The sequence below is a fragment of the Streptomyces sp. NPDC058239 genome (assembly GCF_042882185.1).
Taxonomy (GTDB): Bacteria; Actinomycetota; Actinomycetes; order Streptomycetales; family Streptomycetaceae; genus Streptomyces.
In genome coordinates, this window is sequence record NZ_JBHVWS010000009.1 from 138002 (window position 1) to 157578 (window position 19577).

At 70.8% G+C, this 19577-nt stretch carries 20 protein-coding genes; 7 read left to right on the forward strand and 13 right to left on the reverse strand.

The genetic code is table 11. From position 1 onward, the window contains the following. Positions 1-16 precede the first annotated feature (16 nt). Positions 17-376, forward strand: coding sequence for a rhodanese-like domain-containing protein (locus ACFVYE_RS13750; RefSeq protein ID WP_383975791.1), 360 nt, complete (start codon positions 17-19; stop codon positions 374-376). Further along, a complete protein-coding gene (locus ACFVYE_RS13755; RefSeq protein ID WP_389605584.1) occupies positions 373-1119 on the forward strand; it encodes a sulfite exporter TauE/SafE family protein in 747 nt (248 codons plus the stop codon). The genes ACFVYE_RS13750 and ACFVYE_RS13755 overlap by 4 nt, the downstream gene beginning before the upstream one ends. Before the next feature lie 43 nt (positions 1120-1162). Here the strand turns inward: ACFVYE_RS13755 and ACFVYE_RS13760 are convergent, their stop codons facing one another. Next, complete coding sequence (locus ACFVYE_RS13760) at positions 1163-1441, reverse strand: metal-sensitive transcriptional regulator (protein ID WP_389605586.1); 279 nt, start codon at positions 1439-1441, stop codon at positions 1163-1165. A 100-nt stretch (positions 1442-1541) separates the two neighbouring features. Here ACFVYE_RS13760 and ACFVYE_RS13765 point away from each other — a divergent pair, with 100 nt between their 5' ends. Beyond that, the gene (locus ACFVYE_RS13765; protein ID WP_383975783.1) at positions 1542-2114 is read left to right on the forward strand and encodes a rhodanese-like domain-containing protein; all 573 of its coding nucleotides are present in this window, start codon (positions 1542-1544) and stop codon (positions 2112-2114) included. A gap of 104 nt (positions 2115-2218) precedes the next feature. On the opposite strand, the gene ACFVYE_RS13770 is transcribed toward ACFVYE_RS13765, so the two are convergent. Continuing rightward, entirely contained in the window at positions 2219-3514 is a 1296-nt protein-coding gene (locus ACFVYE_RS13770) for an alpha/beta fold hydrolase (RefSeq protein ID WP_383975781.1), read from the reverse strand. Positions 3515-3620: 106 nt separating this feature from the next. Between ACFVYE_RS13770 and ACFVYE_RS13775 the strand changes: the two genes are divergently transcribed. After that, positions 3621-4784: an ABC transporter ATP-binding protein gene (locus ACFVYE_RS13775; RefSeq protein ID WP_383975779.1), complete on the forward strand. Its 1164-nt coding sequence runs from the start codon at positions 3621-3623 to the stop codon at positions 4782-4784. 45 nt (positions 4785-4829) lie between these two features. Here the strand turns inward: ACFVYE_RS13775 and ACFVYE_RS13780 are convergent, their stop codons facing one another. The 7 genes from ACFVYE_RS13780 to ACFVYE_RS13810 form a co-directional block, all read right to left on the reverse strand. After that, positions 4830-5105 carry a DUF2087 domain-containing protein gene (locus ACFVYE_RS13780; protein ID WP_383975777.1) on the reverse strand — a complete coding sequence of 92 codons (276 nt, stop codon included), beginning with the start codon at positions 5103-5105 and terminating at the stop codon, positions 4830-4832. Between the two features lie 116 nt (positions 5106-5221). Next, positions 5222-6247, reverse strand: a complete 1026-nt coding sequence (locus tag ACFVYE_RS13785) for a hypothetical protein (RefSeq protein WP_383975775.1) — start codon at positions 6245-6247, stop codon at positions 5222-5224. 32 nt (positions 6248-6279) lie between these two features. Continuing rightward, positions 6280-7563, reverse strand: a complete 1284-nt coding sequence (locus ACFVYE_RS13790) for a transporter (RefSeq protein ID WP_389605590.1) — start codon at positions 7561-7563, stop codon at positions 6280-6282. Positions 7564-7567: 4 nt separating this feature from the next. Further along, a complete protein-coding gene (locus ACFVYE_RS13795; protein WP_383975771.1) occupies positions 7568-8155 on the reverse strand; it encodes a hypothetical protein in 588 nt (195 codons plus the stop codon). Beyond that, positions 8152-10281 carry a hydantoinase/oxoprolinase family protein gene (locus tag ACFVYE_RS13800; protein WP_389605592.1) on the reverse strand — a complete coding sequence of 710 codons (2130 nt, stop codon included), beginning with the start codon at positions 10279-10281 and terminating at the stop codon, positions 8152-8154. Before ACFVYE_RS13800 ends, ACFVYE_RS13795 begins: the two co-directional genes overlap by 4 nt. 100 nt (positions 10282-10381) lie before the next feature. Beyond that, on the reverse strand, positions 10382-11992 hold the full coding sequence (locus tag ACFVYE_RS13805; RefSeq protein WP_389605594.1) for an FAD-dependent oxidoreductase: 1611 nt from the start codon (positions 11990-11992) through the stop codon (positions 10382-10384). 38 nt (positions 11993-12030) lie between these two features. After that, complete coding sequence (locus ACFVYE_RS13810; protein WP_383977299.1) at positions 12031-13140, reverse strand: LacI family DNA-binding transcriptional regulator; 1110 nt, start codon at positions 13138-13140, stop codon at positions 12031-12033. Positions 13141-13339: 199 nt separating this feature from the next. On the opposite strand from ACFVYE_RS13810, the gene ACFVYE_RS13815 reads away from it, so the two are divergent. Next, positions 13340-14314 carry an acetylxylan esterase gene (locus ACFVYE_RS13815; protein WP_383977296.1) on the forward strand — a complete coding sequence of 325 codons (975 nt, stop codon included), beginning with the start codon at positions 13340-13342 and terminating at the stop codon, positions 14312-14314. Between the two features lie 15 nt (positions 14315-14329). Here ACFVYE_RS13815 and ACFVYE_RS13820 read toward each other — a convergent pair whose 3' ends face one another. From ACFVYE_RS13820 to ACFVYE_RS13835, 4 genes are all read right to left on the reverse strand, one after another. Next, positions 14330-15283 (reverse strand): ABC transporter substrate-binding protein, encoded by a 954-nt coding sequence (locus ACFVYE_RS13820; protein ID WP_389605597.1) that lies wholly within the window; start codon positions 15281-15283, stop codon positions 14330-14332. Further along, positions 15280-15957 (reverse strand): ABC transporter permease, encoded by a 678-nt coding sequence (locus tag ACFVYE_RS13825; protein WP_383977305.1) that lies wholly within the window; start codon positions 15955-15957, stop codon positions 15280-15282. The genes ACFVYE_RS13820 and ACFVYE_RS13825 overlap by 4 nt, the downstream gene beginning before the upstream one ends. Next, on the reverse strand, positions 15954-16631 hold the full coding sequence (locus ACFVYE_RS13830; protein ID WP_383977292.1) for an ABC transporter permease: 678 nt from the start codon (positions 16629-16631) through the stop codon (positions 15954-15956). The genes ACFVYE_RS13825 and ACFVYE_RS13830 overlap by 4 nt, the downstream gene beginning before the upstream one ends. Positions 16632-16764: 133 nt before the next feature. Beyond that, positions 16765-17241, reverse strand: coding sequence for a winged helix-turn-helix transcriptional regulator (locus tag ACFVYE_RS13835; protein WP_383977289.1), 477 nt, complete (start codon positions 17239-17241; stop codon positions 16765-16767). Between the two features lie 118 nt (positions 17242-17359). Here ACFVYE_RS13835 and ACFVYE_RS13840 point away from each other — a divergent pair, with 118 nt between their 5' ends. Next, entirely contained in the window at positions 17360-18598 is a 1239-nt protein-coding gene (locus ACFVYE_RS13840; protein WP_383977286.1) for an MFS transporter, read from the forward strand. 122 nt (positions 18599-18720) lie between these two features. Then, positions 18721-19452, forward strand: a complete 732-nt coding sequence (locus tag ACFVYE_RS13845; RefSeq protein ID WP_383977283.1) for a flavodoxin family protein — start codon at positions 18721-18723, stop codon at positions 19450-19452. The last annotated feature ends 125 nt before the right edge of the window (positions 19453-19577 follow it).

A 19577-nucleotide genomic window follows, 5' to 3' on the forward strand; every position in this document is an offset into this window, starting at 1 on the left:
TTCCTTGTCTTCCCTGATGTCCTTCTTCCATCGCGGCCCCGGCCGCGTCACCCCGGCCGAGGCCGCCCGGCGGACCGCCGAAGGTGCGGCGGTTCTGCTGGATGTGCGTGAATCGTCCGAGTGGTACGCCGGGCACGCGCCGGGTGCGATCCATCTGCCGCTGAGCCGGCTCGCCGAGGGCGCATCGCTGCCGGACTCGGCGACGGGCCGTCCGGTGGTGGTGATCTGTCGCTCCGGCAACCGGTCCCGGCAGGCGGCCCGGATCCTCGCCGACGGTGGCTCACAGGCCGTCGACGTCGTGGGCGGCATGATCGCCTGGGCCGCCGCGGGCCTGCCTGTGCGCGACCGGCACGGAGCTGCGGGCGCCGTCGCATGACCACGCTGATCCTGGCGTCGGCCGCCGGGGCGGTGGTGGGTCTGGCGCTCGGCGGGCTGGGCGGCGGCGGAAGCGTTCTCGCCGTCCCCGCGCTGATCTATCTGCTCGGCTTCACCCCGGCCGCCGCCACCACCGCCGGCTTGCTCATCGTCGTCATCACGTCCCTCACCGGGCTGGTCGCCCATGCCAGGGAAGGCAAGGTCCGCTGGCGTACGGGAGGGCTCTTCGCGGCAGCCGGAATCGTTCCGGCCGCGGTCGCCGGGGCGCTGTCGGTGCGGATTCCGTCCGGGGTGCTCACTGCGGCGTTCGCCGGGCTCGCGGCGTTCGCCGCGGTACGGATGCTCCGCCCCCGGTCCGAGCCCGCGTCACAGGACCCCGTGCCCGCCGGGCGGGCCGCGCGGACGGGCGCCGGGCTCGGTGCCGTGACCGGTTTTCTCGGCGTGGGCGGCGGGTTTCTCGCGGTGCCCGCCCTGGTCACCGTGCTGGCCGTCCCGATGACCGCGGCGGTCGGTACCAGCCTGCTGGTCATCACGGTGAACTCCACGGCCGCCCTGGCCACCCGCCTCGCCACGCCCACCGCACTGGACTGGGCGGCGATCGCCCCGTTCACGGCGGCGGCGGTGCTCGGGGCCTGGGACGGGCAGCGCCTGGCCGCGAGGGTTTCCACAGCCGCGTTGCAACGGATCTTCGGCGCGGTACTGCTGGCCGTGGCCGTGTTCATGCTCGTCGACGCCGTGGTGTGAGCCACGGCATCACCCCCGGCCACCAGCCCCCGCGCCTTCTGGCTCAGGCCAGCGAGAGAAAGAGTTTCTCCAGTCGCGCCCGCATCCGGTCGCGGTCCGCGGGCTCACTGCCGCCATCGGCCATGCAGTGCTGCAGGCCCGTCGCGATGATCGCGAAACCGGCCCGGTCGAGCGCCCGGGAAACGGCCGCTATCTGTGTGATGACGTCCTCGCAGTCCCGGCCCTCCTCGATCATCCTGATGATCCCGGCGAGCTGGCCCTGTGCGCGGCGAAGCCGGTTGAGGACCGACTTCAGTTCGTCGGCCGCCATGTCGAGTTCCACAACACCCTCCTCCTGATACCCCGAGGGGTATTCTAACCTGAATGGGGAAGGAAGGACCGAGTCCCTCCTCAGCCCCGGTGAACGAAAGGAAACACTGCTCGTGACCAGCCCCGTCTCCCTCTCCCCCGCCCAGGCCGCGGCCCGTCTCGCGGAGTTCACCGTCATCGATGTGCGGGCCCCCGGCGAGTACGCCTCCGGGCACGTTCCCGGTGCTCTGAACATCCCGCTGGACCGCCTCCACGAGGCCGTGCCCGCGCTGAAGTCCGCCGCGGCCCGCGGATCGCTTCTCGTGGTGTGCGCCTCCGGCGTCCGCTCCACCCGGGCCTGCGACATTCTCGCAGCGGCCGACATCGACGCCGTGACCCTGTCCGGCGGCACCTCGGCCTGGGAGGGCGAGGGCCGCGACCTCGACCGTCCCGCCGGCACCCGGGCAACCTGGCCGATGGAGCGTCAGGTCCGGCTCGCCGCCGGTTCGCTCGTGGTGGCCGGCCTGCTCGCCGGGATGCGCTTCCCGGCCGCGCGCTGGATCTCCGCCGGCGTCGGCTCCGGGCTCGTCTTCTCCGCCGTGACCAACACGTGCGGCATGGCGGCGGCCCTGTCGAAGCTTCCGCACAACCGGGCCCCGCACTCGGCCGCGAACCTGGACGCGACGCTGGATGCCCTCCAGAGCTGAGCCGCCCCGCAACGGGACGAGCCCCCCGTACGGTAAGAGCCCTCCGTAGCGGAAGGAGCCGGTCACGCACCCGCGCGACCGGCTCCTCCCGTTGCGGGAACGGATCAGACGTCCTCCCGGACCAGGGCAAGCAGCCGGTCCAGTACGCGCGGTCCTCCCGCACGCAGCCCGTCGTGCTCGAACTCGTTGGTCACCCAGGTACGCAGACCGCGGATCGACTCCGCCGTGCTCAGCGCGTGCCCGGTGTCGACATACATGTCGTCGTGGTAGACGGCTGCGGCGACCGGCACCTCGTTGGCGGCCAGCCGCTCGGTGTCGTACAGCGGCGCCCAGTCGGTACGGGAGGCCAGCAGCTCGGCCGTCTCGCGCAGCGGGCGCAGCGCCGGGTCCACCTCGAAGTGCCAGGGGTGGATGCTCTCACCGGTGAAGAGCACCGGTCCGTCGCCCTTGAGCGCCGTGGCCGCGTCGAACCGGGGGAATTCGGCACGGACCCGCTCGGCGGCCCAGCCGGTGGGCTGTTCGCCCTGACCGTAGATCGACTCATGCATCAGCGCGTACAGCGGATGTCCGGCGAACGAGTTGGCCGTGCGCAACGCTTCCTGGAAGGTGTCGGAGAGTTCGGTGCCGAGCGGTGTCCGGACGAAGGCGTTCTCCAGCAGGTAGTGCAGCTGGTGGCTGCCGTTGCCGCCGCCCAGCATGATGCCGAGGGACTGGAACCCCTCGGGTGTCAGACGGTGTCCCGCGCTTTCCGGGCGGTGCTCGGCGAGGTGCGCGGTGATCTCCCGGGCGCGCTCGACATCCTGCGGGTAGCGGGCGTAGTGGGCGGCGACCTTGCGCTCGATCCGCGGGTAGGCGGCCCGGTAGACGTCGTCGGCGTGCGCGTCGAGCGAGGGCAGTCCCCCGGTGATGAGGACGGCCTTGAGCCCTTCTGGAGCGGCCGACAGATAGCGGACGGCGCAGAAGCCGCCGAAGGACTGGCCGAGTACCGTCCACGGTTCGCCGCCGGTCAGCTGCGGGCGGATCAGTTCGCAGTCGCGCACGATGTTGTCGGAGCGGAAGTGGGCGAGATAGTCGGCCTGCTCGCGCGGGCCGCCGCGCAGCGGCAGGGTCTGCCGGTTGGCCGGGGTGGAAAGGCCGGTGCCGCGCTGGTCGAGGAGCAGCACACGGAACTCCTGCACGGCCCGCCCCAGCCATGCCTCCGTGCCGATGAAGCGCCGGGCGCCGAAGCCGGGGCCACCCTCCAGATAGACCAGCCAGGGCAGCTCTTCGCCGTCCTTGCCGCTCGCCACGGCCTCCCTGCCGAAGACCTCGATCTGCTCACCGCCCGGATCGGTGTGGTCGAGCGGGACCGTGAAATAGCGGTCGGTGAAGACGATGCCGGGGTGCCGGTAGCTGCTCACAAGGTGCTCCTGAATCAGATGTTCCACGGACAGTTCAGCACATGGCCGTGACACGGACAGTCGCGGCCCGTGTGCGGCACGCCCGGGGGCCTCCTACCGTGCAGGCATGATCCGGTTCGAGCAGGTCGGCAAGGTCTATCCGGACGGTACGAACGCGGTCGACGGCCTTTCCTTCGAGGTCGCCGAGGGGGAACTCGTCACCCTGGTCGGACCGTCCGGCTGCGGCAAGACCACCACGATGATGATGGTGAACCGGCTGATCGAGCCGTCGTCGGGCCGGATCCTGGTCGACGGCGAGGACATCTCCCGCGTCGATCCGGTGAAACTGCGCCGCCGGATCGGCTATGTCATCCAGCAGGTCGGCCTCTTCCCGCACCGTACGATCCTCGACAACACCGCGACGGTCCCCTCGCTGGTCGGCTGGAAGCGGGCGAGGGCCCGCGAGCGGGCGGCCGAGCTGCTGGATCTGGTGGGCCTCGACCCGAAGACGTACGGCTCCCGCTACCCCGCCCAGCTCTCCGGAGGGCAGCGTCAACGGGTCGGCGTGGCGAGGGCGTTGGCCGCCGACCCGCCGGTGCTGCTGATGGACGAGCCGTTCGGCGCGGTCGACCCGGTGGTGCGTGAGCGGCTGCAGGACGAATTCCTGAGTCTTCAGGCGACGGTCAGGAAGACGGTCCTGATGGTCACCCATGACATCGAGGAAGCGGTCCGGATGGGTGACCGGATCGCGGTCTACGGGGCGGGGCGCATCGAGCAGTTCGACAGCCCGGCGGCGGTGCTCGGGTCTCCCGCGACCTCGTATGTGGCGCGGTTCGTGGGCGCCGACCGGGGTCTGAAGCGCCTTTCGGTCACCACGATCGAGCCGGACGATCTGGAGGAGCCGCCGGTCGCCCGGCTGAACGAGCCGGTGAGGTCGGCGGCGGCCCGCCTGAACAGTGCGGGTGCCCGCTGGGCGGTGGTGCTGAACAGCGAGGGCGACCTGCACGGCTGGGTGCCGGCGGCCGCGCTGCGGATCGCCGGGGAACACGCCACGGTCGGCGAGCTGGCCCGCCGGATGGACGCCTGGGTGCCGGTCGGTGCGCCGCTGAAGCAGGCGTTCAGCGAGATGCTCCAGCACGACGCCGGGTGGGTCGCGGTACTGGACGGGTCACGGCTCCTCGGCGTGCTGACTCCGGCCGGACTCCACGAGGCGCTGCGCCGCTCGGTGGACGCCGATGCGCAGGGAGTGGGCCGCGGCGAGGTGCAGTTCGACTCGGTGGCGGACGCTTAGGGCGCGGGCTGTGTGTCGCACGCCACGCGCCGGTCAGGACTCGCCCTACCGCCCGCGCCGGTAGCTGCTGCCGTCCTTGGGGCGGACCAGCAGACCGGCGACGACCAGGTAGCGGCGCAGCGCCGAGCAGTCCTCGTGCACCGTGAGCAGTGCCTCGTTGACCTCACGTTCGGTGTAGGTCCGGTTCCGCTCGAAGAGCGTCTCGGTGAGGTGGACCAGCAACTGCTCACGGCGTGCCGTCTTACGGGGGATCGCCGTCAGACGGCCGTGCGAGAAGAGCGCCGCGACCTGGTGCGAACCGCTTGAATCGTTGTCAGGCATGAGAGGGAGCGTCGCAGGCCTCCGGCCTGCGGGCAACGTGTTTTCGCCACGCCCGCGGGCCGGATGGCGGATGGGGCCCGCCCGACCCCGCTCCGCCGGGCAGGCCCTGAGCCGGTCTAAACCGCTCTGGCCACCGCAATGGCCCCCTGGAGCCGCTCGCCCGCCTCGTAGACCATGTACGCCGCCCCGTCCTGCGTACCGAAACTCGGCGCCGCGCTGCGCCCGTTGTCCGGCGCGCCGGAGAGCGAGTCGTGGAAGAGGCCCAGGTGGTCGCGGCGGGAGAAGTCGTTTCCGACCTCGGTGATCAGGAGGTTGCCGCCGCTCTCCTTGTCGGTGTTGTAGACGACGTACGCGCTGCCGTTCCGGGTGAGCAGATGCGGGCCCCCGACATTCACGGCACCGACGTCGGCGTGGCTGACCAGTGGTTTCTGGTCGAACGTCCAGTCGCGGCCGTCGGCGGACCAGCCCCAGTGGATGTCGCGGTGATTGGAGGTGTTGTTCAGCATGAACAGCATCACGTAGCGGGCGCCGCGCGAGGGCAGATCGTGCCGGAAGACCCGGGCGTACGACGTCTCCGTCGTCCCGGCCGGGAGCATCGCCGTGGTCAGCACCACCTTGTCGTACGTGAAGTGGATGCCGTCCTTCGAGCGGGCGAGGCGGGTCGTGGTGTTCTCGCCGTGGAAGTAGAGCCACATCTCCTGCGCGCCCTCGTTCCACAGGACGTGTGGCGACGAGACATGGCTGACCTTGTAGTGCGGCTGCCATTCGTCGGCCACGATCGGGTTGGCGGGGTACTCGGTGAAGGGGCCCTCGATGTTGTCGCCGTAGGCGAGGCAGATGCCACCGGGGGCGTCGTGCGGTGCGTAGTAGAGGTAGTACCGGCCCAGCGGCGCCGGCACCCGGCCCGCCGCTCCCCTGATGCAGGGAAAGATGATCTCACCGGTGGGGTTGTACTTCAGCTGCGAGGGCTCCAGCAGCGTCTTGACGTACCGGTAGTCGGGGAAGCCCGCGGGCGCGGCGGCCGCGGTGCCGGTCGTGGTGACGCCGACGGCGAGGACCGTACCGGCGGCTGCGGCCGAGCGCAGGAAGAGGCGTCGGCCCATCTGCGGATCGCTCTCGGGGTGGATCTGCGGTTCGTTCATGGGTGAACTCCGTTCCAGGAGTGGTGAACGTGTCAGAGGTAGGTGGCGGCGGTCACGCAGAAGCCGCCGAGGGCGACGGCCCAGACGTACGGCAGCGTGCGGACCATCACCTGCTGTGGCGTGACGCCCGCGTACTGCGCGCTCCACACCGTCTGGGTGCTCGTGGGGTCGGCGACGCCGAACACCTGGTTGTACGAGGTGGCGAGGCCCAGCACCGCGGTGGCGGGGTAGATGCCCGCGGCGATCAGGACACCGGCGATGCCCGCGCCGAGGCCGAAGACATTGAGCGGGCCGCGGTAGAGGCACAGTGGTACGAGGACGGTGAAGACGAGCACGAACAGCACGGCGTTCTGCGGGCTGACCGCCTTGACGAGGGGTTCGAGCGCGTCGATCGCTCCGGGCAGTTTCACGGCTGCGAGCAGGATGCCGATGGCGATGAACAGGGCGATCGGTGCGGCGGCGACCTCGAAGCCTCCGTAGAGGGTGCGCAGCAGCCGCTTGTTCATCTCGCGCGGCCGGGTGGTGGTGACCAGGCAGTACAGCACGCCCGCGAGCAGCGAGGGAATGATGGCCACTTCCAGACCGAGGGCCAGGATCAGGGGCACGACCGGGGTGAGCAGCGCGTACCAGGGGGCGTCGCCGAGCCGGGCGCGCCGGCCGGAACGCGGCTTGGCTGCGAGGGACTTGGCGGACCAGGCATGTTCGACACCGCGGCGGCGGGACTCGATGAGGACGAAGAGGACCGCGGCGGCCAGTGCGAACGGGAACAGCTTGACCATGAAGCCCCGGACGGTGGGGACGGGCAGTTCGAGCGCGGTGGAGAAGAACTGCCAGACCGGGAGCTCGAACGGCATTCCCGCCGCGATGCCCATGAGGATCGTGCTGGCCGCGGTGACCTTGGGGATGCCGACGGCGATCATCGCGGGGATGCCGATGATTCCGGCAAGCATCGCTGCGGGCGCGGAGCCTGTCACCGTACCGACGAGGGTGGACACGGCGAGGACGCCGAGGGCCACCACGACCGGGCGGTCACCGCCGAATTCGACGATCTTGCGGACGAGGGTGCCCGCGATGCCCGTCTCGTCGAGCAGCTTGCCGAGCCAGGAGCCGAGCAGGATGGCGATCATGGTGGCGGCGAGAGCCGGTGCGCCCTCCTGGAGGACCGTGTCGAGGACGCTGTTCTTGCCGGTGAGCGGGGCGCCCGCGACGAAGGCGATGACGACGGCCAGGACGACGAGCGCGAAGGCCGTGGGGAGTTTCCGGGTGAGCATCGCGGCGACACCGGCCGCCATGACGAGGAGGATGACGACGCCCATGGCGTTACTTCTCTCTTCCGTGCGGGGCAGTGGTGGTGAGGCCGCCGACTGCGGCGAGCGCGGCGGTCAGCAGCAGCGGGCTGCGGCCGAGTCCACAGGCGGTACGGGCGTAGGCGTGTGCGGCGATCTCCTCGGCCCCGGCGACATGGCCGTACAGCCGCCTGCGTCCGGCGTGCAGCAGGACATGGCCGAGCGCGCGTTTCAGCTCCGTCTTCGCCGGGCCGTGATGGAGCTGTTCATGGACGGCCTCGTGCGCGAGGGCTGCGCCGCGCACCGAGCCCGCCGGGTACCAGTGGCGCCAGCCGCGCTCGTCGATCAGAGCTTCGGCGCGGGCGAGCGTGTCGGTGTACAGCTCGACGGTCGCGGGGCGTGAGGTGTAGCGGGCGAGGAGGCCGTGCTCCAGTCCGCCGTCGCGTTCGACGACGCGGGCGCGGGACGGGACAGGAGTGAGCCGGGCGCCGAACTCCGTTGCCACGGTGGCCCAGTGGCGCAGCAGGTCGCGGTCGCGGCCTTCGTGTGTGGGTGTGCCGGCCAGGAGTTGTACGCCGAACTCGATGTCGTCCGTGGCGGAGAGGTCGATGAGCGCGCTCATGTCCGTACCTCCACGACCGCGACGACGGACTCGTCCGCCGAACGGGTGCCGAGTTCGCTGCGGGCAAGGGCGAGCAGCGGCTGCGGGTCCAGGACGCCGGAGAGGTCGGCGATGCGGGAACCGAGCAGCAGGCGCAGGGCGGGCGCGCGGACACCGCCGTCGCCGTACGAGGTGGCGTCGGCGACCAGCCGGGCCAGGGTCTCGGGGGCGCTTCCCACGGTGGTGGTCTCCACCAGGGCGTCGGGGGCGTGCAGCCGGACGACACCGTCGGCGTCGACGACCCGCACCGGGTGCCGGGCCGTGCGGAACCGGCGGCGGATCTCGGTGCCGTAGACCGTGTGGGCGGGGGTCCTGGCCAGGACTCTCACGGTCGACGGATCGGCTTTGAGGCTGGCCGCCGCGGCGTGCAGCCGTTCGTCCTCGTCGGCGCGGTGTGCGCGGTCCTGGGTGCGCAGTTCGGTGGCGCCGGTGGCCACCGCCCGTACGGTGCTGGTCTGCGGGTCCACGGTCACCTCGACCTCCACCCCGTCCGCCGCGGCGCCCTGCGCCACGACGGCTGCCTCGGCCTCGGCGCGGACGGCGAGGATCTGTTCCTGGCCGGCGCCCGGGATGATCCGCTCGATCTGCTCACGGACCAGGGCGAGGGCGACCCCGATGGGACTGATGACCTCGCTGTGCCGGGCGATCCGGCCCTCCTGGCCGGTGACGGAGGCGAGATGGGGGGTGACGGATGCGGCGCCTCCGCCTCCTCCGACCAGTACCGCGGTGTCCTTGTCGAGCCGGTAGTCGCGGATCATCGCGTCGGTCACGGCCCTGACCTGTTCGGCACCTGCGTCGAGGAGCCGGGCGGCTGCCGCCGCGACGTCGGTGGAGAGTACGGCGGCCAGCGGGGCCAGGGCGGCACGGGCCACGTCCTGGTCGCAGCGGGCGAAGTCGCCCTCGGGTACCCGGCCCAGCGCGTTGGCCGCACAGGTCATCGTGATCGCGTATCTGCCGCCTGCCGCGTCGATGACGGCGTAGTCGTCGGGGTCGCCCTCCATCGGCCGGACGGTGGTGATGCGCGCGTCGCGCAGCTCGTCGAGGGTGGCGAAGCAGGCGTACGGCAGACCGGCGATGTGCGCGCTGCGCGGCCCGGCTCCGATCACCTTGCCGCCGCCGATCCGGACCATGGAGCCGCCGCCGACCCCCACGGTCCGCACATCGAGCGCGGAGAGGTACGACGCCTTGCCGAGGATGGTGGCGTGCCGGACGGCGACCTTGCCGCGGCGGACGACACTGATGTCGGTGGAGGTGCCCCCGGTCTCCAGGAACAGGCCCTCGCTGATCCGTTCCTGCATCAGCGCACCCGCCACCCCCGCGGCAGGTCCGGAGAGCACGGTCAGCAGCGGGCGTCTGCGCATCTCGTCGAGCGACATCACACCGCCGTCGCAGCGCATCACCATCAGAGGTGCGCTCACCCCGGCCTTGGTGATCGAGGCGTCGACGAGGTCGGCGGTGGCGAGCATGCGCGGCAGGATCGCGGCGTTGACCACGGCGGTACGGGTCCGTTTGGCGAGTCCGTACAGAGACGTGATCTCGTGCGCGGCCGTCATCGGGAGGCCGTGCGGGCGGGCCGTATCGAGGACCGCCTGCTCGCCCTCCGGGCGGTCGACGCTGAACGGCTCGCTGGCGACGAGGACTTGGGCGCCGTCACGCGTGACGGCGTCGACGGCCCGCCGCACCTCGTCCGGGTCGGCGGGGTCGGCCACATGTGCGTAGGAGAGCGGGAGCCTCTTGCCCGGGGTGAGTTCGAGCCTGCCGAGCGAGGCAAGGCGGCGCGTGAGCGCACCGCCGGGACCCGCTCCGATGCCGATCAGTCCGACGGTGGCGACATCGCCCTCCAGCAGGGCGTTGGTAGCCTGTGTCGTGCCGTGCGCCAGGAAGGCGACGTCCTCGGCGGCGCGGCCGGTCTGCACAAGCAGCCGGTCGAGCGCTTCGACGATGCCGTGGGCGACCCCGTCCTCGTGGTGGTGGCTGGTGGGTACCTTCACCTGCCCCAGCAGTTCGAGGGTCGTGGCGTCTACGGCCACGGCATCGGTGAAGGTTCCGCCCACGTCGATGCCGACGCGGATGCGGTGGGTGGTCATGGCTGGGCACCTCCTTGTGCGAGTGGGTTGATGCGCGGGCGGGCCGGGTGGGACAGGTGGAGCTGTCCCACCCGGCGTTTCACCGGTTCGGGGCCGGCGGTCAGTAGCCGCGTACGTCGGGCCAGTGGCGCTGGACCCCGTCGCGGTCGAGCAGCCGCGCGAACGCCTCGTACCGCTTGTCCTCGGACCGGACCTGCTCCGGTTCGACGCCTTCGGCGAGACAGTGGGCGGCCAGCGCACCGGCGACCTCGCCGATGTTCCACTCGACCGGGTGGAGCCGGTAGCAGCCGTTCGTGATGTGAGTGGTGCCGATGTTCTTGCCCGCCGGCAGCAGATTGCGGACGCGGCGCGGCACGAGGGCGCCGAGCGGGATCTCGAACGGCACCGAGCCGATGTCGATGTAGTTGTCGCCTCCGGTGGAGGGGTGCAGATCGATGCGGTAGCTGCCGACTCCGACCGCGTCCCGGTGGCGTGTCCCGCCGTGCGGACCGACGAGGTCGATCGCCACGTCGTGCTCGGTGACGGTGGTGACGGCCTTGATCCGGCGGGACTCGCGTACGTACGGGGCCTTGGCGAGGCCGTCGTCGCTGCCGGTGATGTCGGGGCGGAGCCGCAGTCCGGGGAAGCCGGTGCCGCCGTCCTGACGCGGAGCCTCGGTCTGCAGCCAGTACAGGAGCGAGAGCGACAACTGCCGTGCCTCGGCGACCGCTTGGACGGACACCTCTTCACCGGCGCCGACGAGCGGCTTGAGCCAGTAGTCGTTGAGCGGCCAGTTGACCAGCGTGATGTCGGAGTCGAAGGCGCCGGGGCGGTGCATCCCGCCGGCGAGGATGCGGCGGAAGCCCCACAGTTCCTTGTCGCCCGCGTCCGCGCTCTGGTCGGCGCTGACGGCGAGCGGGTCGATGTCCGGGTTGGGGACGAAGGTGCGCGGTACCGATTCCAGGGAGCGGGGGTCGGGCGCCTGGAAGCCGAGGAGGGGGCCGGGCCAGAAGTCGGGGCGGTAGGAGCTCCAGAACCCGTAGTCGGCGGGGCGGTCGATGGTGTGGTTCTCGCCCTCGTGGTGGGAGAGCGCGAAGCAGACGGTGATGCCCTGCTGGTTGAGCGGCTGGGCCTGTTCGGGGGCGTGCGGTTCGTCGAACTCGCTCTGCGCCTCGGCGCCGATGGCGTGCTCGACGCCGCCCAGTTCGAGGAGTTCGCCGGTCTCGGTGGCGTCGATGACGTAGCGGGCGGTGATGGTGGTGCGGTCGCCGGTCCGGAGATTCTCCAGGGTCACCGCCCGGATGACATCGTTGTCCGCCTCCGCCGTCACGGCCCGGTGCTCGGTGAGCAGCGTGAGCCGGCCCGCCGCCCGGTGCGGGGCGAGCATCGCCTCCAGCACGGTGAGCGCGATGCGTGGTTCATGGCAGAGTTTGCTGACCCGGCCGGCGCCCGGGTTGAGGTCGGTGAGGGCGAGGGCTTCGGAGCGCATCGGGTACCACTGGCGGTAGTACGCCCGGATGCCTTCGCGCAGTCGCCGGTACGAGGCGGTGGTGCCGAACTGCTCCACCCACGGGTGCTCGTCCGGTGGGACGGCCTGGGAGGTGAGCTGGCCACCGATCCAGTCGGTCTCCTCGGTGAGGACGACGGTGCGTCCGGCGCGGCAGGCGGCGAGCGCGGCGGCGACGCCGCCGAGTCCGGCGCCCACGATGAGGATGTCCGGTTCGGTTATCACAGGTCTCCTTGTGCTGTACGTACAGGTGGTGCGGTCGGTCAGCTCTGGTGGGCCGAGGGCGGTGGTCCGGCGGTGGCTCCGGGCCGGAACGCGCAGGCCACCAGGGGTTCGGTGGCCTCCTCCCCCGCGACCAGCGCGGCGAGCATCCGTACGGCCGCCGCGCCGAGTTGGGTGCGGGGGATGTCGAAGCCGGTGGGTTCGGGGCCGTCCGCGAGGTCGGCGGGCGGGCTGCCGAGGAGCGCCAGCGAGGCGTCGCGCGGGCAATCGATCCCGGCTTCGGCGACGGCGCGGCTCAGGGCACGCCAGGCGGCTCCGGTGTCGGTCTCCTCGGCGACGAGCGCGGTGACGCCCTCGGCGAGCCAGTCCCGCAGGCGTTCGGGGGTGAGGTCTCGTTCCGGGTCGGCGGAACGGAAGACCGTCTCGGGGCCGCCGGGGAGCCCGGCCGCCTCCAGCCCCTTGAGGAAGCCGTGTTCACGGTCGGTGGAGGCGGGTGCCTCGTCGTCCTCGCGGATCAGCAGCATCCGCCGGTGCCCCAGTGCGGCGAGGCGGGCGACGACCTCGCGGCCGGCGCTCACGTAATCGGCACCGACCCAGGCCAGGCCCTCCAGTTCGTCCCGGCGGCCGAGATGGACCACCGGGAAGCCGTCGGCGACCAGCCGCCGCAGCTCCTGGGCCGGCGCGTGCCGGCCCAGGAACAGACAGCCGTCGGCGAGGCGGACCCGGCTCAGCGCGTCGGGCCCGGCGGCCCCCGCGCCGCCGGTGCTCGAACCGGTGAACAGCACCAAGTCGTAACCGCGTTCCGCGGCCTCGCGCTCCACGCCCACCAGGAACGGGTAGTACGAGTGCTGCACATCGGTCGGGAACGTCGCGGTGAAGCTGAAGACCCCCAGCAGGTTGTTGCGCGCCGCCGCGAGTCTGCGGGCTGCCGGGTCGGGGACATAACCGAGGCTGCGGGCCGCCTCCAGAACCTTCTGCCGGGTCTCCTCCGAGATCGTGGCGCCCTGCTTCTTGTCCGCGAGCACGAGCGAGACCGTGGCCTGTGAGACCCCGGCGAGCCGTGCGACCTCGGCCTGGCGCGGGCGGGCCGTGCGACCTGCCGGTGCGGGTGAACGGCCGGGCCTGGCCCGCTTCCTGGGTTCCTCCACCATGGCTCCTCAGATCAGGTAATGCGTATTAGTAATGCGCATTAACGAGTACTGTGCGGGCCGGTCCGGTGCCCGTCAAGCGTTCGGACACAACTTCTTCCCGGCGCGAGGGCACCCTCCTCCGCGCGCCGCCAGCACCCGTACGGTGTGATCGACCATCCCCACGGGTGATCACTCACTCCTGCGAAGAAGGCGGTTCCGCATGTCCCTGTTCGATCTGCCCCTCGACGAACTGCGCGACTATCGCAGCCGTTCGGTGGAGCCGGAGGACTTCGACGCGTTCTGGTCCAAGACCCTCGACGAGGCCAGGTCCCACGACCTCGACGCCCGGTTCGAGCTGCGTACGGGCACGGGGCTGAGCACCGTCGACGTGTACGACGTGTCGTTCGCGGGCTTCGGCGGTCACCCGGTCAAGGGCTGGTTCGTCCTCCCGGCGGGCACCACCGAACCGCTGCCGGTGGTCGTGGAGTTCATCGGCTACGGCGGCGGGCGGGGCCTGGCCCACACCCATCTGCTCTGGGCGTCGGCCGGTTTCGCCCACTTCGTGATGGACACCCGGGGCCAGGGCAGCGGCTGGCTCGTCGGCGACACCCCCGACCCGGTGGGCAGCGCGCCCTCGTATCCCGGTTTCATGACCCGGGGCATCGAGGACCCGCACGCGTTCTACTACCGGCGCGTGTTCACCGACGCGGTGCGTGCGGTGGAGGCGGCGCGCTCGCATCCGCTGACCGATGCGGCGCGTACCGCGGCCGTCGGTGTGAGCCAGGGCGGCGGCATCACGCTCGCCGTCGGCGGGCTGATACCCGACCTCACGGCGATCGCGCCGGACGTCCCGTTCCTGTGCGACTTTCCCCGCGCGCTCACCGTCACCGACCGCAACCCGTACCGCGAGGTGGGCAGCTACCTCAAGACGCACCGGGGCCGGGCCGAACAGGCGAGGGCCACTCTGTCCTACTTCGACGGGGTGCACTTCGCCGCACGCGGGCGTGCACCGGCGCTGTTCTCGACGGCTCTGGAGGACATGACCTGCCCGCCCTCGACCGTCTTCGCCGCCTTCAATGCGTACGCCCACCAGGACAAGGCCATCGAGGTGTACGACTTCAACGATCACGAGGGCGGTGGGCCGTTCCAGGAGGCCGCGCAGCTGGGCTGGCTGCCCGGGAGGCTGACGGCCTGATCCGGAAGAAGGACCCTATCCGCGCGGGATGAGGTTCCTGGACTCCAGGTAGGTGCGTGCCACGTCCTCGGGCAGCCGTCGCCAGCTGTCGACATGCTCGTTGAGCCGGGCCAGGTCGGCGGTCGTCAGTACGGTGTTGAGCTTGCCCAGCGCCCGGCGTACGCCTTCACCGCCCGCCCGTGACCGGTTGACGACGGGGACGAGGTAGTCGGCGTTCTGCAGGTGCTTGTCGTCGGCGAGCAGGACGAGGCCGAAGTCGTCGAGGGTGGCGTCGGTCGTGGTGGTGAGGACCATCTGGTCCTGACCGTTCTGGACGGCCTGTTTGGCCTGGGTGGTGCCGACACCCTTGGGGTCCACGGCCGTGATGCGGATGCCGTACTTCTTCTTCAGCCCGGGTGCGCAGTAGGGGCGTTGTACGCATTCGTCACCGGCGGCCAGACGCACGGGCAGTCCGGATCTGCCGAGGTCACTGAGGGTCTTCAGGTGGTGTTTCGCCGCGTACGGGGCGGCGACCGCGAAGGCGTTCTGGTCGACGGCGCGTCCGGGGTCGAGGACGGTGAGGCCACGGGGTGCGGCGAGGGCGCGCAGGGCCTTCATCGTGGCGGCGAGGCCGGGCGAGCCGACGGGGGCTGCGTCGGCACCGTTCTTCTTGGCGTTCAGCCAGTCCGCGAAGGTGGCCGCGTACTCCGGTACGACGTCGATCTGGCCGCTCTCCAGCGCCGGTTCGTAGATCTCACGGTTGGTGACGGAGATGATCTTCGTGGAGTAGCCGGCCCGGTCGAGCAGCAACGCGTACATCTGGGCGAGCAGATCGCTCTCGGTGAAGCCCGCGGAGCCGATGGTGAGGTGTTTGCTGTCCCCCGGCGGTGCGGTGAGTTCGCCCTGGTTCTCCAGGGAGGGCCCGGTGGTGCAGGCGCTCGCCGACAGCAGGAGCGCGAGGAGCACGGGGAGGGCCCTTCGCGGCCTCATCCTGGTTCCTCGCCGCTGAACCGGTCGGGGGCCAGGCGTTGTGCCGCTTCGAAGAGCCCTTCGACGATCAGAGCGAAGACGGCTACGAGCACCGCCCCGGCGACCACCTGCGCGGTGGAGGCGAGGTTGAAGCCCGCGGTGATGATGCGGCCGAGTCCCCCGCCGCCCGCCAGCGCCGCGAGGGTGGCGGTGGCGACGAGCTGGACGGCGGCGATCCGTACGCCGGTGAGAATCAGGGGCAGGGCGAGCGGCACCTCCACTCCCAGCATCAGCTGTCTGCCCGTCATGCCCATTCCCGTGGCCGCCCGTACGACATCGCGGTCGACCTCTCGCATGCCGACGTAGGCGTTGGTGAGCAGCGGCGGTACGGCAAAGAGGACGAGGGCGATGATGGTCGGCCACTCGCCGTGCCCGCCGATCGGGGTGAGGAGCAGCAGCACCAGCACGGCGAAGGTGGGGACGGCCCGGCCGATGTTGGAGATGTTGACGGCGAGCGCGCCGCCCTTGCCGAGATGGCCGAGGACCAGGGCGATGGGCAGGGCGATCAGACAGCTGATGAGCAGGCAGACGACGGTGAGGAACAGATGCTGGCCCAGACGGTGCCAGATGCCGCCGTCACCGGACCAGTGCGCCGGGGTCGTGAGCCAGGACCAGGCGGCGGCGAGGGTGTTCACGACCGCCTCCGGGTCCACGGGGTCAGGATTCGTTGCGCGAGAAGAAGCAGCACATCGGCGGCGACGGCGATGACGACGCAGAGGACGGAAGCGGTGAGCACCTGGGCCTTGAAGTACGTGTTCATCCCGGAGTAGATGAGGTTGCCGAGGCCGCCGTAGCCGACGATCGCACCGACCGTGACCAGGGAGACCGCGGAGACGGTCGCGATACGCAGTCCGGCCATGGCGGCGGGCAGGGCCAGGGGAAGCTCCACAGCGACGAGCAGACGCACGGGGCCGTACCCCATGCCACGTGCGGCCTGCCTGGTCTCCACGGGCACGGCGCGCAGTCCGGCGAGGATGTTCCTCACGAGGAGGGTGAGCGAGTACAGGACGAGTCCTGCGACGACGAGCGAGGCGGAGAGTCCGTACACCGGCAGCAGCAGCGAGAACATGGCGAGCGACGGCACGGTGTAGAGGATGGTCGTCACACCGAGGACCGGACCGGCCGCCCAACGCCGGCGACGCGCCGCGAGGGCGAGCGGAACGGCGAGGACCAGTCCGAGGAGTACGGAGACAGCGGTGAGCTGCAGGTGCTGGACGACCGCGTCCCAGAGAATCTCGCGACGGCTGGTCAGGTAGGCACCGCAGAGCCACTCATTGCGCGCGAGGCAGTCGTCGGGAGGCGCGGTCACCCGTCCATTGGAGCGCGGGAAGGCGGGCGGACGCGCGTCCTGATCGACTGTCCGGGGGCCGTGTGGGGGCGTACGCGCGTGACGCGGACGGTCGGGGAGGTGGCGGCACCTCCGGGCCGTGCGCCGCGTCGGTCTATTCGGACGCTGCTGCCGAGGCCGCGGGGCGTTCGACCTTCTTCACCGTGATGTCGTCCGGTCCGAGCTGCCGCCCGTCGGCCGAGTGGACCTCCAGCGCCAGGGGCGGACGGCCGTGCCGCAGGTCGACCATCTCCGAGTGCGGTTCGCCGGGATCGAAGAAATGGCCCTCACCCCACTGCCGCAGCGCGACGATGACCGGGAAGAGATCCCTGCCCTTGGACGTCAGCACATACTCGTGGTAAGCGCTGCCGTCGGCCGCCGGCGCCATGTCGAGGATGCCGCCCGCGACCAGGTCGCGCAGGCGCGACGCGAGGATGTTCTTCGCCACGCCCAGGCTGCGCTGGAACTCCCCGAAGCGGCGACTGCCGTCGAACGCGTCGCGGACGATCAGGAGCGACCACCAGTCGCCGATCGCGTCCACCGAACGAGCCACCGGGCAGTCGCTCTCGTCGAAGCGTGTCCGCTTGACCATGCCGTCCTTCCTCACATTATCGGTTGCAACATGCTACCAGGTGCGATTACGGTCAGCCTGGTAGCAACATGCAACCAACATGATCGAGGGGTGCCACGTGGCCGGCAGCGAGAGAACGATGAGATCCGCGAACGTGAACGGGGTGGCACCGGCTCCCTCCCTGTCCGGACGCACGACACTGCTGTTCGCGGTCGCGTCCGGCGTGGCGGTGGCCAATGTCTACTTCGCGCAACCCCTACTGGTCACCCTGAGCCAGGACTTCCGGATCAGTGCGGCGACCGTCGGTATCGTCGTCACCCTCACCCAGATCGGGTACGGCCTCGGGCTGTTCCTGCTCGTGCCCCTGGGCGATCTGGTCGACCGGCGGCGCCTCGTCGTGACCCAGCTGGTACTGCTGGCGACGGCACTCATCGCGACCGGGACCGCGGCCACCGCACCGATCCTGCTGACCGCCCTGGCCGCGGTGGGCTTTCTCGCCGTGGTGACGCAGACCCTCGTGGCCTTCGCCGCATCGCTGTCCGCCCCGGACCGACGCGGCCGCGCGGTCGGCCTGGTCACCAGCGGAATCGTCATCGGAATCCTGCTGGCCCGCACGGTCTCCGGTGCACTGGCCGACCTGGCGGGCTGGCGAACGGTCTACCTCACATCGGCGGCACTGACCCTCGCGCTCACCCTGTCCCTGCATCGTGTGCTGCCACGACGCGCCACACCGCCCACCTCCATGCGATACATGCAGCTGCTGCGTTCGACGCTCGTCCTGTTCGCCGAGGAACGCGTACTCCGTGTCCGAGCTCTGCTCGCCCTGCTGATCTTCGCCGCGTTCAGCACCCTGTGGAGCTGCGTCGCGCTGCCGCTGAGCGAACCCCCGCTGTCGCTGTCGCACACGGCGATCGGAGCGTTCGGGCTCGCGGGGGCGGCGGGCGCACTCGCGGCCGCTCCGGCCGGGCGCCTGCACGACCGCGGTCTCGCCGGGTGGACAACCGGCGTCGCGCTGGCCCTGCTCACCGTGTCGTGGCTCCCCCTCTCCCTCACCCGGCAGTCGCTGTGGGCACTGGCGATCGGCGCGGTCGTCCTCGACCTCGCCGTGCAGGCCGTCCATGTCACCAGTCAGAGCCTGATCTACGCGGTCCGTCCCGACGCGGGCAGCCGTCTGATCGGCGGTTACATGGTCTTCTACTCGGTCGGCAGCGCTGCGGGCGCCCTCGCCTCGACGACCGTATACGCGATGGCCGGATGGGGTGCGGTGTGCGTTCTCGGCGCCGCGATCAGCACACTCGCGCTCCTCGTCTGGGCGGCGACCCGCAATGAAACGCCGGCGGCAGGCACGAGCGGAGCTCCGAGCGCATCCGCCGGATGACCGGGAGCCGGACTTGCTGCGTATGGGGGGCACCCGCCGCGCCTACCGCCCGGTACGGCCGCACATGACGGTAGACCGGGGTTCAACGCCCCTTCCCTGTATACATACCGAGGAGCCCCCGCATGTCGTCGCCCGGCCGCACCGATGACACCTACCGCTTCGACGATCTGCGCGCCCTGTACCTCAACTGCACGCTCAAGCGCTCCCCGGAGATCAGCAATACACAGGGACTGATCGACCACAGCCGCGCGATCATGGAGGAGCACGGCGTCACCACCGAGGTGGTCCGGGCCGTCGACCACGACATCGCGACCGGCGTCTGGCCGGACATGAGGGAGCACGGCCGGCAGACGGACGCCTGGCCGGAGCTGTACGAGAAGGTGATGGCCGCCGACATCCTGGTGCTGTGCGGGCCGATCTGGCTGGGGGACAACAGCTCGGTGATGAAACGAGTCGTCGAGCGCCTCTACGCCTGTTCCAGCATCCTCAACGACAAGGGCCAGTACGCGTATTACGGCCGGGTGGGCGGCTGTCTGATCACCGGGAACGAGGACGGGGTCAAGCACTGCGCAATGAATCTGCTCTACAGCCTCCAGCACCTCGGCTACACGATCCCTCCGCAGGCCGATGCGGGGTGGAGCGGTGAAGCGGGGCCCGGCCCGTCGTATCTGGACCCGGGGTCGGGCGGTCCGGAGAACGACTTCACCAACCGCAACACCTCTTTCATGGCCTGGAACCTGATGCATCTCGCCACGATGCTGAGGCGTGCGAACGGCATCCCGGCCCACGGCAACCAGCGCTCCGCGTGGGATGCGGGCTGCCGCTCGGACTGTCCCAACCCGGAGCACCGCTGACCGCGCCCCGGCTGACGAGGCCGCGTCCGGGGGAGGCGGGGGGGGCGGGGGCGCGCGCCCCCCCCACCCCCACGTCGGTATGTATTTATAGCTGCTGGTGCCATGGGTAAAAATAGTAAAAGACC

What these genes read in the sequence shown, in the direction of transcription:
- ACFVYE_RS13750 (WP_383975791.1), top strand. Translation starts at nt 17, where the DNA reads ATGTCCTTCTTCCATCGCGGCCCCGGCCGCGTCACCCCGGCCGAGGCC.
- ACFVYE_RS13755 (WP_389605584.1), top strand. Translation starts at nt 373, where the DNA reads ATGACCACGCTGATCCTGGCGTCGGCCGCCGGGGCGGTGGTGGGTCTG.
- ACFVYE_RS13775 (WP_383975779.1), top strand. Translation starts at nt 3,621, where the DNA reads ATGATCCGGTTCGAGCAGGTCGGCAAGGTCTATCCGGACGGTACGAAC.
- ACFVYE_RS13780 (WP_383975777.1), bottom strand. Translation starts at nt 5,105, where the DNA reads ATGCCTGACAACGATTCAAGCGGTTCGCACCAGGTCGCGGCGCTCTTC.
- ACFVYE_RS13785 (WP_383975775.1), bottom strand. Translation starts at nt 6,247, where the DNA reads ATGAACGAACCGCAGATCCACCCCGAGAGCGATCCGCAGATGGGCCGA.
- ACFVYE_RS13790 (WP_389605590.1), bottom strand. Translation starts at nt 7,563, where the DNA reads ATGGGCGTCGTCATCCTCCTCGTCATGGCGGCCGGTGTCGCCGCGATG.
- ACFVYE_RS13795 (WP_383975771.1), bottom strand. Translation starts at nt 8,155, where the DNA reads ATGAGCGCGCTCATCGACCTCTCCGCCACGGACGACATCGAGTTCGGC.
- ACFVYE_RS13800 (WP_389605592.1), bottom strand. Translation starts at nt 10,281, where the DNA reads ATGACCACCCACCGCATCCGCGTCGGCATCGACGTGGGCGGAACCTTC.
- ACFVYE_RS13810 (WP_383977299.1), bottom strand. Translation starts at nt 13,140, where the DNA reads ATGGTGGAGGAACCCAGGAAGCGGGCCAGGCCCGGCCGTTCACCCGCA.
- ACFVYE_RS13815 (WP_383977296.1), top strand. Translation starts at nt 13,340, where the DNA reads ATGTCCCTGTTCGATCTGCCCCTCGACGAACTGCGCGACTATCGCAGC.
- ACFVYE_RS13820 (WP_389605597.1), bottom strand. Translation starts at nt 15,283, where the DNA reads ATGAGGCCGCGAAGGGCCCTCCCCGTGCTCCTCGCGCTCCTGCTGTCG.
- ACFVYE_RS13835 (WP_383977289.1), bottom strand. Translation starts at nt 17,241, where the DNA reads ATGGTCAAGCGGACACGCTTCGACGAGAGCGACTGCCCGGTGGCTCGT.
- ACFVYE_RS13840 (WP_383977286.1), top strand. Translation starts at nt 17,360, where the DNA reads ATGAGATCCGCGAACGTGAACGGGGTGGCACCGGCTCCCTCCCTGTCC.
- ACFVYE_RS13845 (WP_383977283.1), top strand. Translation starts at nt 18,721, where the DNA reads ATGTCGTCGCCCGGCCGCACCGATGACACCTACCGCTTCGACGATCTG.